Here is a 12,767-nt window from a genome sequence, read left to right on the forward strand (position 1 = left end):
CGTTGCGGTGTAGCGGCTTCGTTCGAGGTAGAAATGAGTGCATCCCGGCTGGCCTCGGTCGTCCGGCGCTTCTATTCCCATATCGCTATGAGCCTTGGCTCTGAAGGCCATTTTCTTTGGGTTACTTTTCTTTTGGGCCAGCAAAAGAAAAGTGACTCGAGCGCCGGCAGGGGATCGAAACGCCCGCCGCGTAGGCGGCAACCTGGCGGAAACGGAGCTACCGAAGGCAACCCGTCATCACAAGAGCAACAAACGTGCAGACCGGTGCGAAAGGCTGTCGCGCACTGGGTGCGCTCCTACAAAGGGGGGGGGCGGGGTTGGGCGGCGACGAGCTTCCGACGGCCGCCATCATCGCGACGCGAGCGAACTCCGTCGCGCGTCAAGAAAGCGCCGCCTGGCTGTCGCGCCGGGTTGTAAACCCAGTCCCCGCAACGTTTTCCGCCGATGGCATGGCGCTTGCTATCGACAGGTAGAGGCGCCCGCATCGGTCGCCAAGGCATTCGGAAAACGGACAGGTACTGGCATGGCTCAGAACGAGCAAACGACGGAAACCACGACCGCCCCGCAGAAGAAGGGCGGCTCGAAGGTCGTGATCATCATGGGCGTGGCGCTGCTCGCGCTGGGCGGCGCGTGCGCCTACCTGCTGCTCGGCAAGTCCTCGCACGGCAATGCGCCGGAAGAGCCGAAGGTGGTGCTCTCCAAGCAGGAGCAGTACCTCCCGATGGACCCGCCGTTCGTGGTGAATTTCAAGGACGACCAGTCCATGCGCTTCCTGCAGGTGGGCGTGAGCCTGATGTCGCATGACGCCGCCGCGCTCGCTTCCGCCAAGGAAGCCGAGCCGGTGATCCGCAATGCGATGGTCATGCTGTTCAGCAGCCAGGACTACTCCATCCTCAGCGACGCCGCGGGCAAGCAGAAACTCCAGGCCGATGCGCTCGCCGCGGTGCGCAAGATCGTCGAGCAGCGCCTGGGCCGTCCCGGCATCGAGGCGCTGTACTTCACCAGCTTCGTGATGCAGTGACGGGGCCACGCCGATGAGCGACCTGCTTTCACAGGAAGAAATCGACGCCCTGCTCGACGGCGTGGAAGGCGGCGCCGTCGAGACGGGCAACGACGAACCGCTGCCGCCCGATGCGGTGATCTCGTACGACTTCACCCAGCAGGACCGCATCGTGCGCGGCCGCCTGCCGACGCTGGAAATGGTCAATGACCGTTTCGCGCGGTTCTTCCGCACCGCCATCTTCGGCGTGCTGCGCAAGACCTGCGAGGTGTCGGTGCTCGGCGTGAAGATGATCAAGTTCGCCGAGTACGTGCACGCGCTGGCCGTGCCCAGCAACCTCAACCTGGTGCGCATCAAGCCGCTGCGAGGCACCGCGCTGGTGGTGATGGAGCCGCGCCTGGTGTTCACCGTGATCGACAACTTCTTCGGTGGCGACGGGCGCTTCCACGCGCGCATCGAGGGACGCGATTTCACCGCCACCGAGAACCGCGTCATCCAGATCATGCTCACCGAGCTGTTCGCCGCGATGACCGAAGCCTGGGCGCCGGTGCTGCCGCTCAATTTCGAGTACCTCAACTCGGAGATCAACCCGCAGTTCGCCAACATCGTGAGCCCTACCGAGACGGTGGTGGTCTCCAAGTTCCACGTCGAGCTCGACGGCGGTGGCGGTGAAGTGCACCTCACCTTGCCGTACGCCATGGTCGAGCCGATCCGCACCCTGCTCGATGCCGGCGTGCAGAGCGATCGCGTCGATCGCGATGACCGCTGGGCCGAGACGCTGCAGGACGAAGTGCTGGACGCCGAAGTCGAGCTCAGCGCGCTGCTTTTGGAAATGCGCCTGAGCATCGGTGAATTCCTGCGCATGCGGCCGGGCGACGTCATTCCCGTCCAGCTGCCCGAACTGTGCACCGTCTTCGCCGAGGACGTGCCCGTATTCCGTGGCCGCTACGGCCAGGCCAGCGGCAACAACGCCATTCGATTCCACGCCCAGACAGGCCGCCGCGAAATGCGCCTGTCGACCGAACTTGTCACGGAGAAGAGCCTCGCATGATCACGCCCAATGACGCTGCCACCCAACGCGTCGAATTCGACCCGCTGACCGCGCCCGCGGCCGAAGGCGCCGACGTCAACCTGGACATGATTCTCGATGTGCCCGTGACACTGGCGATGGAAGTCGGCCGCACGCGCATCAGCATCCGCAACCTGCTGCAGCTCAACCAGGGCTCGGTGGTGGAGCTGGACCGCTCCGCCGGTGAACCGCTGGACGTGTTCGTCAACGGCACGCTCGTGGCCCACGGCGAAGTCGTGGTGATCAACGAGCGGTTCGGCATCCGTCTCACCGACGTGATCAGCCCGGCCGAACGCGTGCGCAAGTTGCGGTGAGCGGCATGTTGCTGGCCCTTGCGCTGCCGGTCGCCGCCGCGCCGGAAATCAATGTGGGTGGCGAACTGCTGCGCGTGCTGGCGAGCCTCGCCGGCATCGTCGCGCTGATCTTCATCGCCGGCTGGTTCAGCCGCCGCCTGCAGGCCCGCACGTCGCCGGGTGGTCGTCGCCTGCGCTGCGTGGAAACCATGGCGGTGGGTGCGCGCGACCGCCTGCTGCTGGTCGATGCCGACGGCAAACGCCTGCTGGTGGGGGTGGGCCAGGGCGGCATGCGCACGCTGCATGTGTACGAAGGCACCGCGCCCGAGGAGGGCCCGACGCCGCCGACGCCGGGGTTTGGCGATGTGCTTGCCCGTTGGAAGCGCACGCCATGAAGAAGTATCGCCGCTGGATTCTCCTGCTGGCCCTGCTGCTGGTACCGATGTTCGCGTGGGCGGCTCCGGCCGCTCCCGCCATGCCGGCCATGCCCGCCTCGCCGGCCGGCATTCCGGTGCTGACGGTGCAAAACGCGCCGGGTGGCGCGCAGAACTGGACGCTGTCGCTGCAAGTGCTGGCGCTGATGACGGTGCTGACGCTGCTGCCGGCCGTGCTGCTGATGATGACCTCGTTTACGCGCATCATCATCGTGCTTGGCTTTTTGCGGCAAGCACTGGGCACGCAGTCCACGCCCTCCAACCAGATCCTGCTTGGCCTGTCGCTGTTCCTCACGTTGTTCGTGATGCAGCCGGTGCTGTCGCATGCGTATGCCGATGGCGTGAAGCCGTATATGGACGGCCAGATGCCGGCCGAGCAGGCCGTGCCAGCCGCGGCCGCGCCGTTCAAGCGCTTCATGCTGGACCAGACACGTGACGCCGACCTGCAGCTGTTCACGCATCTGGCCAACGAAAAGCCCTATGCCAGCAAGGACGATGTGCCGTTTCGCGTGGCGATGCCGGCGTTCGTCACCAGCGAATTGAAGACCGCGTTCCAGATGGGCTTCCTGCTGTTCATCCCATTCCTGATCATCGACCTGGTGGTGGCCAGCGTGCTGATGTCGATGGGCATGATGATGGTGTCGCCGGCGATCATCTCGCTGCCGTTCAAGATCATGCTGTTCGTGCTGGTGGACGGGTGGACGCTGTTGCTGGGGACGCTGGCGGGGAGTTTCTACTCGTGAGCGCGGCGACGCACTTTTCTCCAGCTCCCATTGGGGAGGGAAGGGTGGAACTCGCCAAGGCGATGGTTGCCCTCATCGTCACTCCGGCGCAGGCCGGAATCCGGCCACCGCGTGGCCTGATGTTGCGCAGCCGCCGATGGATCCCGGCCTGCGCCGGGATGACGGGGATGAAGCGCCATGACGCCTGAGTCCGTCATCGAATTCGGCCAGCACGCGCTCTACGTGGCGATGATGGTTGCTGCGCCGCTGTTGCTCACCGCGTTGCTGGTCGGCTTGATCATCGGCGTGGTGCAGGCCGCCACGCAGATCAACGAAATGACCCTGAGCTTCATCCCCAAGGTCATCGCGATGGCGGCGGTCGCACTGATCGCCGGCCCGTGGATGCTGCGCACGCTGGTGCAGTTCACGCGCCAGTTGATCGAGAGCCTGCCGGGGGCGGTGAAGTGAACACCGTCGACTACGCCCAGATCCAGCATCTGCTGGGCTCGCTGTTGTGGGCGATGGGGCGTGTCGGCGGTTTGTTCCTGGTGGCTCCGGTGTTCGGCGACAAGGTGGTGCCTCAGCGCATCCGCCTCGCCGTGATGTTGATCCTGGCCGTCGTGCTGGCACCGCTCGCGCCGACCAGCATCGACCTGATGTCGGCCGATGGCGTGGCCACCATGGTGAGCCAGGTGCTGCTGGGTGCCGCCGTGGGTTTCGTGCTCAAGCTGGTGTTCGAGGCGGTGTCGTTCGGTGGCCAGCTGGTCGGGCAGAGCATGAGCCTTGGTTTTGCCGAAACGGTGGATCCGCGCGGTGGCGGCAGCTCGCCCGTGCTCAGCCAGTTCTACCTGCTGATGGTGACCCTGCTGTTCCTGGCGATGGACGGCCATCTGCGCTTGATCGCCCTCCTGGCCGACAGCTTCCATACCTTGCCGCCGGGGCATGCGGTGATCGATGCCCATGGCCTGCATGCGATCCTGCTGTTCGCCGTGCACCTGTTCGGCGGCGCGGTGCGCGTGGCGTTGCCGGCGATGACATCGCTGTTGATGGTGAACATCGGCTTTGCCGCGATCAGCCGCGCGGCGCCGTCGATGAACCTGTTCGCAGTGGGTTTTCCGATCACGGTGACCCTGGGTTTCGTGGCGCTGTGGCTCTCGCTGCGCAGCGTGCCGGGTGCGTTCGAGTCGTTGCAGAACAGCGCATGGACGCTGATGCACGAGCTGGTGGGTGGATAAGGAGTCCGCACCATGGCCGAGCATGACGCCGAAGACCGCACCGAACAACCATCGGAAAAACGCCTGCGCGAAGCGCGGGAAAAGGGCGACGTACCACGATCGCGCGATCTGTCCGGCGCCGTGGTGGTGCTGGCTGGCGTGTCTGCCCTGATCAGCGGCGGCGAGCGCTCGGTGGAGCACGTGCGCCGCATTTTTGGCTTTGGCCTTACCTATGGCCGCGATGCGCTGTTCAGCGATGCATTGCCGTCACGCGTGCTGGGCCTGGCGCTGCGCGAGGCGATGTCGCTGTTCGCGCCGGTGGCGCTGGCCACCGTGCTCGCCGCGCTGGCCGCGCCGGTGCTGCTGGGCGGCCTGAATTTCAGCGCGCAGGCGCTGCAGCCCAAGTTCGAGCGGCTCAACCCGGTGGAAGGCCTGGGCCGCATTTTCGCGATGCGCGGCCTGGTCGAGCTTGGCAAGTCGCTGTTGAAGCTGCTGCTGATCGGCGCCGTGCTGGTGATGGTGCTGAAGAACTGGCAGGCCGACCTGATGTCGACCGGTCACGGCGACGTCGGCCACGGCATGCTCAAGGCCATGGGCCTGCTGGGCCATGGCGCGTTGCTGTTCGGCACCGTGCTGGCGCTGATCGGTGGCGCCGATGCGCTGTACCAGAAGTTCGACCATGCCAAGCGCCTGCGCATGACGCGCCAGGAACTGAAGGACGAGGCGAAGGAAAGCGACGGCAACCCCGAACTCAAGGGCCGCATCCGCCAGATGCAGTTCCAGATGGCGCGCAAGCGCATGATGCAGGAGCTGCCCAAGGCCGACGTGGTGATCACCAACCCCACGCACTTCGCCGTGGCGCTGCGCTACGACGAAGGCCGCATGGGCGCGCCCCGCGTGATCGCCAAGGGCCTGGACGAAATGGCCATGCAGATCCGGCTTGTCGCGGGCAGCCATCGCATTCCCACGGTGGAAGCGCCGCCGCTGGCACGCGCCTTGTATGCCACCACCCAGCTCGACCGCGAGATTCCCTCGTCGCTCTACGTCGCCGTGGCGCAGGTGCTCGCGTACGTGTTCCAGCTCAAGCAGGCCGTCGCGCGTGGGGAACAGCCACCGACGGCGCCCAAGCCCGATGTCGATCCGGACCTGATGGGTCCTTACAAGTTCTGACGGAAACCACGCATGGCCACCGCTACTGCCATCGATAACCTCAAGATGCTGGGACGCCGCGGCGTCGGCGCGCCGGTCATCATGCTCGCCATGCTGGCGATGATGATGTTGCCGCTGCCGCCCTTCATCCTCGACATGCTCTTCAGCTTCAACATCGCGTTGTCGCTGGTGATCCTGCTGGCGGTGATCTACGTGATGCGGCCGCTGGAATTCGCCGCGTTCCCCACCGTGGTGCTGATGGCGACCTTGCTGCGCCTGGCGCTCAACATCGCCTCCACGCGCGTGGTGCTGCTGCACGGCCACGATGGCCCCGGCGCGGCGGGCAAGGTGATCGAGGCGTTCGGCGAGTTCGTCATCGGCGGCAACTTCGCGGTCGGCCTGGTGGTGTTCGCCATCCTCACCATCATCAACTTCGTGGTGGTGACCAAGGGCGCCACGCGCGTGTCCGAAGTGACCGCGCGCTTCACCCTCGACGCGATGCCCGGGAAGCAGATGGCGATCGACGCCGACCTCAACGCCGGCCTGCTCAACCAGGAGCAGGCGCGTGACCGCCGCCAGGAAGTGCGCGAGGAAGCGGATTTCTACGGCTCGATGGACGGCGCCTCGAAGTTCGTGCGCGGCGATGCCACCGCCGGCATCCTGATCCTCATCATCAACATCGTCGGCGGCTTCTTCGTCGGCGTGATGCAGCACGGCCTTTCGGCCGGCGATGCCGCCAAGACCTACACGCTGCTCACCATCGGCGATGGCCTGGTGGCGCAGGTGCCGTCGCTGATGCTGTCCATCGCCACCGCGGTCATCGTCACCCGCGTGTCCAAGGCGACAGGACATGGGCAAGCAGGTGATCGGCCAGGTGTTCGGCCAGCCGCGCGCGCTCGCCGTGGCCGGTGCGGTGCTGGGCGTGATGGGCCTGATCCCGGGCATGCCGAACATCGCCTTCCTGCTGCTGGGCGGCGCCTGCGGCGGCGCTTCGTACCTCATGGTCAAGCGCGATCGCGAGGCGAAGGAACGCGTGGCGAAGATCGCGGCTGAAGTGCCGCCGCCCGCCGCGCCGGTGGAGCGCATCGAACTGGGTTGGGAAGACGTCGCCAGCGTCGATCCGCTGGGCCTGGAAGTGGGCTATCGCCTGATTCCACTGGTCGACCAGCACCAGGGGGGCGAGCTGATGGGCCGCATCAAGTCGGTGCGCCGCAAGCTCTCGCAGGAGCTGGGCTTCCTGGTGCCGCCGGTGCACATCCGCGACAACCTCGACCTTGGCCCCAACACCTATCGCATCACCCTGATGGGCGTGCCGATGGGCGAGGCCGAAGTGCACAACGATCGCCTGCTGGCGATCAACCCGGGCCGCGTGCAGGAAGGCCTGCACGGCATCCCCACGCGGGATCCGGCCTTCGGCCTGGAGGCGATGTGGATCGAGCCCGGCCAGCGCGAACTGGCGCAGAGCCTGGGCTACACGGTGGTCGATCCGGCCACGGTCATCGCCACGCATCTTTCGCACATCCTGCAGGGCCACGCGCACGAGCTGCTCGGCCATCAGGACGTGCAGCAGCTGCTGGACCGCCTCGCGCAGACCGCGCCCAAGCTGGTGGAAGACCTGGTGCCCAAGCGCCTGTCGCTGGGCGTGGTGGTCAAGGTCATGCAGAACCTGCTGGCCGAGCGGGTGCCGATCCGCAACATGCGTTCCATCGTCGAATCCTTGGCGGAGCACGCGGGCCAGAGTCAGGATCCCGGCGCGCTCACCGCCGCCGTGCGCGTCGCGCTCGGTCGCCAGATCGTGCAGGAGATCACCGGCCTGGGCACCGAGATCCCGGTCATCACGCTGGCGCCGGAACTGGAGCAGATCCTGCTGGGATCGCTCGCAAACGGCGGCGTGGCGGGCGCCGCGGTGGAGCCGGGCCTCGCGGATCGTCTCCAGCAGGGCGTCGCCGACGCCGCGCGCAAGCAGGAAATGAGCGGCGAACCGGCCGTGTTGCTGGTCGCGCCGCAGCTTCGTCCGTGGCTCGCGCGCTTCACGCGCCACGTGGCACAGAACCTGCACGTACTGGCCTACAACGAGGTGCCTGACAACCGCCGTGTGCGGCTGGTACAGGCGTTAGGACGTTAAGTGCAGTGAACGGAAAAGGGTGAATGGTGAACGGAGAGAGCAGTGTGCGGCCGGTTTCAACGATGCGCGCTGTTGCCCGTTCACCACGCCAAGCGGAACAAACAGGTCGAGAAAGGTCGGATATGCGCCACGGGCAAACCATTCAACGCAAGGCTGAAGCAGCGCGGGCTGTCTCTATTCACCTTTCACCATTCACCCTTCACGCGAGCGCAGCGAGCCCATGAAGATCAAACGTTTCGTGGCCGCCGACATGCGCCAGGCCATGCGTGAAGTACGCGAGGAGCAGGGCCCCGACGCCGTGATCCTTTCCACGCGCCGCATGGACGAAGGCATCGAGATCATCGCCGCCGTCGACTTCGACGAGGCACTGGTGCGCGAAGCGGCCCGCCATGGCGCGCCGCTGCACGTGGAGCCGCGCACGCCGGCCCAGTCCGCTCCGGTGGAGGCGAGGCCGGCGGCGATCCGTCGCGGCGACGTCGCTCCGCCGCCGCTGCCGACGGCCAGCCGTCATCACGACGATGGCGTGACGGTGTCGCTGTCGCGCACGCGTCCGGCCATGGCCCCGCCTGCCGACACCGCGCCTGTGCGCGTCGCACCGCCGCGTGCGGTCGAACCGGCCGTGCAGGCCGCCGCAACGGCGCCGTTCGTGGCGCCGGTCGCGCCGGTCGAAGCGGCGGCCCCGGCCATGGCATTCGACCCTGCCGCACCGATCCACCCGCTGCTCGAGCGCGCCATGCAGGACACCGCGCGCGTGCGCGCCGAACTGGGCAGCCTGCGCGACCTGCTGGAAACGCAGCTCTCCAGCCTGATCTGGAACGACATGGAGCGCCGCCAGCCGTTGCGCGCCCGCGTCCTGCGTGAGATGACGCGCCTGGGCATCGAATCCGATGTCGCGCGCCAGCTGGTGGACGACCTGCCGGGCAACCTCAGCGCCGAGCAGGCGCGCTACCTGCCGTTGGGCATGCTGAGCCGCAGTCTCTCCATCAGCCGCCGCGACCAGTCCGAGCGTCCGGGCGTCACGGCACTGGTTGGCCCGACCGGCGTGGGCAAGACCACCACCATCGCCAAGCTCGCCGCCCGCGCGGTGATGCGCCATGGCGCGAACAACGTGGCGCTGGTCAGCACCGACCATTACCGCATCGGCGCCGCGGCGCAGCTGGAGCACTACGGCCGGCTGCTCGGCGTGCGCGTGTATCCGGCCTACGACGCGGACAGCCTGCGCCAGGTGCTGGGCCTGCTGCGCGGCTGCCACACGGTGCTGGTGGATACCGCCGGCGTGGCCGGTGGCGATCCGCGCCTGGCGCAGCAGCTCGACGTGCTTTCCAACGGCGGCGACCTGCGCGCGTGCCTGGTGCTGGCCGCCAACGCGCAGGCGCCATCGCTCGATGAGGCGGTGCGCGCGTACCTGCCGCTGCGGCCGCATGCCTGCATCCTGACCAAGCTCGACGAGGCCCCGAGCCTCGGCGGCGCGCTGTCGGTGCTCATCCGCCACCGGCTCGCGCTCGACTACATCACTGACGGCCAGCGCGTGCCCGAGGACATCGCCGCCGCCGATGCGCGCGTGCTGGTGTGCCGTGCCGCGCAGGTGCTCAAGGGCAACGCCGCCGCGACCGCGGACGACGATGTGATGGCGGAACGTTTCGGACTCGCGGTGGCAAACGCATGAGCGCTTTTGCAATGAATCAGGCGATCGGTCTGGAGAGCATGCTGCGTGCCCTGGCGGAACGGCATGGCAGGCACAACCCCGGCCAGGACCAGGCGTTCGGTCTGAGCCCGCCGGCGCGCAAGCGCTGCCGCGCCATCGCGGTGGCCGGCGGCAAGGGCGGCGTGGGCAAGACCACGGTGTCGGTGAACCTCGGCATGGCGCTGGCGATGGGCGGCCACGACGTGATCCTGCTTGATGCGGACATGGGGCTGGCCAATATCGACGTGCTGCTGGGCCTTACGCCCACGCGCCATATCGGGCACCTGCTCGATGGCAGCTGCGGCATCGAGGACCTGCTGCTGCCCGCGCCGCACGGCCTCAAGGTGGTGCCGGCCGGATCCGGCACCCGCCGCCTGGCCCAGCTCAGCAACACCGAGCACGCCGCGGTCATCCGTGCCTTCGACGACCTGGTGTCGCCGCCGGATTACCTGCTGGTGGACACCGCCGCGGGCGTTTCGGACAACGTGGCGATGTTCGCCGCGGCGGCCGACGACGTCGTGCTGGTGGTCTGCGACGAGCCGGCCTCGCTCACCGACGCCTACGCGATGCTCAAGGTGTTGAGCCGCGACTTCGGCGTCCGCCGCTTCCGCATGGTGGCGAACATGGTGCGCAACCTCGGCGAGGCCAGGCAGCTGCACCAGAAGCTGGCGCGCGTCAGCGACCGCTTCCTGGACGTGGCGCTGGATTTCATGGGGCTGGTGCCGAACGACGAACGCCTGCGGCAGGCCATCAAGCGCCAGAGCGCGGTGGTCGACCTGTGGCCGTCCAGCCGGTCGGGCCAGGCATTCAAGCAATTGGCAGGTGCGGTCGATACATGGGGTGAACCCGAAAGACTCGGCCTGGACCGCATTGCCTTCTTCAGCAGGCAGGCCGCAGTGGCCAACGGGTGGTGAGAAATGAGCGTGGCTTCCGAATACCTGCAACTGCAACGCCAAAGTGCCGACGAGCTGGTGCGCCAGCACGCCCCGCTGGTGCGAAGGATCGCCTATCACCTGATGGGCCGCCTGCCGCCCAGCGTGGACGTGAGCGACCTGATCCAGGCCGGCATGATCGGGCTGCTGGAAGCGGCGCGTAATTTTGCGACCGGACGCAATGCGAGCTTCGAGACGTTTGCGGGCATCCGCATCCGTGGCGCGATGCTCGACGAACTGCGCCGCACCGACTGGACGCCGCGCTCGGTGCACCGAAAGGCGCGCGAGATGGCCGAAGTGGTGCGCCAGATCGAGATCGAGACCGGGGCCGATGCCGAGGACGCCGAAGTCATGCGGCGGCTGGGCATGGGCGCCGAGGAATACCACCAGGTGCTGGCCGACGCGGCGAGCGCGCGCTTGCTGAGCCTGTCGGCGCCGGACGATGCCGACGGCGGCGCAGCCTTCGACGTGGCCGACGGCGAGAGCCTCAGCCCGCAGGAGAGCGTCGAGAACGACGGCATGCGAGGCGCGCTGGTCGAGGCGATCGGCAGCCTGCCGGAACGCGAGCAGCTGGTGATGTCGCTGTATTACGAGGAGGAGTTGAACCTCAAGGAAATCGGCGCGGTGCTCGGGGTGACCGAGTCGCGCGTCTGCCAGATCCACGGCCAGGCCATCGTGCGCTTGCGCGCGCGCATGAGCGGATGGACTGGAGAGCAGGGAATCGGGAATAGGGAAACGAGAATAGGAAAAGCAAAGCCACGCTGACGATACGCGCCCTTCGATTCCCCATTCCCTATTTCCTATTCCCTTTCGACGCGAAGCGGAGAAACCTTTGGACAAGAACATGAAAATCCTCGTGGTGGACGATTTCTCCACCATGCGGCGCATCGTCCGCAACCTGCTGGTGGAGCTGGGTTTCAGCAATCCGCTCATCCAGGAGGCCGACGACGGCGAAAACGCGCTGACCATGCTGAAGGCGAACGCCTTCGACCTGGTCGTGACCGACTGGAACATGCCCAACATGACGGGCATCGACCTGCTGCGCGCGATCCGCGCCGAACCCTCGTTGAAGGGCATGCCGGTGTTGATGGTCACCGCCGAGAACAACCGCGACCAGATCATCGCCGCCGCCCAGGCCGGCGTGAACGGCTACATCGTCAAGCCGTTCACCGCCGTCACGCTGCAGGAAAAACTCACCAAGATCTTCGAGCGGCTTGCCGCCAGCGGAGCCGCCGCATGAACGCACAAGTGTCCCTGATGGAAGGCGGCTCGCTGCCGCAGGAACTGCACGATCTCCTCAACAGCACCGATGGCGCCGCCTTCGAGCAGGCGCTCGACGTGCTGGTGCGCCAGCGCGAGCAGCGCATGTTCCGCGCGCTGGGCCTGCTGGCCCGCGACCTGCACGATGCCGTGCGCCGCCTGGGCGGCGACCTCGCGCAGGAAGGCGTGCCGGGCAGCGTCGCCGACGCGCGCCAGCACCTGCAGGACGTGCTGGAGATGAGTTCGCAGGCCGCGCACCGCACGCTCGATTTCGCCGAGCGCATGCGTCCGCAGGCCGAGGCGGTGGCGGAAAACGCCAACGCCGTGATCGACGGCACGGCCGAGAGCGACGTGGCCCATGTGCTGGCGAAGCAGGCGCAGTCGTTCGCCAACGAATGTCGCGAAGGCCTGGCCGATTTCGTGGTGGCGCAGTCCTGGCAGGACCTGGCGGGCCAGCGCATCAAGAAGGTCGTCAACTTCATCGGCAGCGTGGAGAACTCGCTGCTGGAGCTGGTGAGCCTCACCGGCGCGCTCGCCAATGGCGAAGCCGCGGCGGCCCCGGTGAAAGTCACCAGCCAGGACGAAGCCGATCGTCTTCTCAGCGAATTCGGTTTCTGAGTTTCCAAAAAAGGACGGGCCTTGATGGATCCCACGTTGGACAGCGAGCTGCGCGATGCCTTCCTGGTGGAAGCCGGGGACCTCGTGCAGCGCCTGGGCGACCAGCTGATCGGGCTGGAAGCCGCACCGCGCGACGGCGAGCTGCTGAACGCGGTGTTTCGCGCGTTCCACACCGTCAAGGGTGGCGCGGGCTTTCTCGCGGTCGAGCCGATGGTGCAGCTGTGCCATCACGCCGAGGACCTGCTCAACGTGGCGCGCAACGGCCAG

The 12,767-nt window shown here is 67.0% G+C and carries 15 protein-coding genes and 1 pseudogene; all 16 read left to right on the forward strand.

The features are described 5' to 3' along the window. Positions 1–523: 523 nt before the first annotated feature. Positions 524–1,021, forward strand: a complete 498-nt coding sequence (locus JMF82_RS20245; protein WP_201316334.1) for a flagellar basal body-associated FliL family protein — start codon at positions 524–526, stop codon at positions 1,019–1,021. A gap of 13 nt (positions 1,022–1,034) precedes the next feature. Beyond that, positions 1,035–2,051 carry a flagellar motor switch protein FliM gene (fliM, locus tag JMF82_RS20250; protein WP_201316335.1) on the forward strand — a complete coding sequence of 339 codons (1,017 nt, stop codon included), beginning with the start codon at positions 1,035–1,037 and terminating at the stop codon, positions 2,049–2,051. Further along, positions 2,048–2,383 carry a flagellar motor switch protein FliN gene (gene fliN / locus JMF82_RS20255; protein WP_201316336.1) on the forward strand — a complete coding sequence of 112 codons (336 nt, stop codon included), beginning with the start codon at positions 2,048–2,050 and terminating at the stop codon, positions 2,381–2,383. Before fliM ends, fliN begins: the two co-directional genes overlap by 4 nt. Positions 2,384–2,388: 5 nt before the next feature. Then, positions 2,389–2,757, forward strand: coding sequence for a flagellar biosynthetic protein FliO (fliO, locus tag JMF82_RS20260; RefSeq protein WP_201316337.1), 369 nt, complete (start codon positions 2,389–2,391; stop codon positions 2,755–2,757). Further along, positions 2,754–3,539, forward strand: coding sequence for a flagellar type III secretion system pore protein FliP (gene fliP / locus JMF82_RS20265; RefSeq protein ID WP_201316338.1), 786 nt, complete (start codon positions 2,754–2,756; stop codon positions 3,537–3,539). The genes fliO and fliP overlap by 4 nt, the downstream gene beginning before the upstream one ends. A gap of 44 nt (positions 3,540–3,583) precedes the next feature. Continuing rightward, on the forward strand, positions 3,584–3,727 hold the full coding sequence (locus tag JMF82_RS20270) for a hypothetical protein (protein WP_201316339.1): 144 nt from the start codon (positions 3,584–3,586) through the stop codon (positions 3,725–3,727). Further along, entirely contained in the window at positions 3,717–3,986 is a 270-nt protein-coding gene (gene fliQ, locus JMF82_RS20275; protein ID WP_111981293.1) for a flagellar biosynthesis protein FliQ, read from the forward strand. Before JMF82_RS20270 ends, fliQ begins: the two co-directional genes overlap by 11 nt. Beyond that, on the forward strand, positions 3,983–4,753 hold the full coding sequence (fliR, locus tag JMF82_RS20280) for a flagellar biosynthetic protein FliR (protein ID WP_201316340.1): 771 nt from the start codon (positions 3,983–3,985) through the stop codon (positions 4,751–4,753). The genes fliQ and fliR overlap by 4 nt, the downstream gene beginning before the upstream one ends. A 12-nt stretch (positions 4,754–4,765) precedes the next feature. Beyond that, positions 4,766–5,902 (forward strand): flagellar biosynthesis protein FlhB, encoded by a 1,137-nt coding sequence (gene flhB / locus JMF82_RS20285; protein ID WP_201316341.1) that lies wholly within the window; start codon positions 4,766–4,768, stop codon positions 5,900–5,902. Between the two features lie 12 nt (positions 5,903–5,914). Next, positions 5,915–8,006 (forward strand): annotated as a pseudogene (gene flhA / locus JMF82_RS20290) (flagellar biosynthesis protein FlhA). Between the two features lie 220 nt (positions 8,007–8,226). Continuing rightward, complete coding sequence (flhF, locus tag JMF82_RS20295; RefSeq protein WP_201316342.1) at positions 8,227–9,672, forward strand: flagellar biosynthesis protein FlhF; 1,446 nt, start codon at positions 8,227–8,229, stop codon at positions 9,670–9,672. An 11-nt stretch (positions 9,673–9,683) separates the two neighbouring features. Next, the gene (locus JMF82_RS20300) at positions 9,684–10,604 is read left to right on the forward strand and encodes a MinD/ParA family protein (protein WP_201316346.1); all 921 of its coding nucleotides are present in this window, start codon (positions 9,684–9,686) and stop codon (positions 10,602–10,604) included. 3 nt (positions 10,605–10,607) lie between these two features. Then, positions 10,608–11,387 (forward strand): RNA polymerase sigma factor FliA, encoded by a 780-nt coding sequence (locus JMF82_RS20305; RefSeq protein WP_201316343.1) that lies wholly within the window; start codon positions 10,608–10,610, stop codon positions 11,385–11,387. A gap of 67 nt (positions 11,388–11,454) precedes the next feature. Then, positions 11,455–11,862, forward strand: coding sequence for a chemotaxis response regulator CheY (cheY, locus tag JMF82_RS20310; RefSeq protein ID WP_038620666.1), 408 nt, complete (start codon positions 11,455–11,457; stop codon positions 11,860–11,862). Further along, positions 11,859–12,500: a protein phosphatase CheZ gene (locus tag JMF82_RS20315; RefSeq protein WP_201316344.1), complete on the forward strand. Its 642-nt coding sequence runs from the start codon at positions 11,859–11,861 to the stop codon at positions 12,498–12,500. The genes cheY and JMF82_RS20315 overlap by 4 nt, the downstream gene beginning before the upstream one ends. Positions 12,501–12,524: 24 nt before the next feature. Next, a partial coding sequence (locus tag JMF82_RS20320; RefSeq protein ID WP_201316345.1) for an Hpt domain-containing protein occupies positions 12,525–12,767 on the forward strand: 243 nt, incomplete at its 3' end.

Source organism: Dyella sp. EPa41 (genome assembly GCF_016586165.1).
Lineage (GTDB): Bacteria > Pseudomonadota > Gammaproteobacteria > Xanthomonadales > Rhodanobacteraceae > Dyella.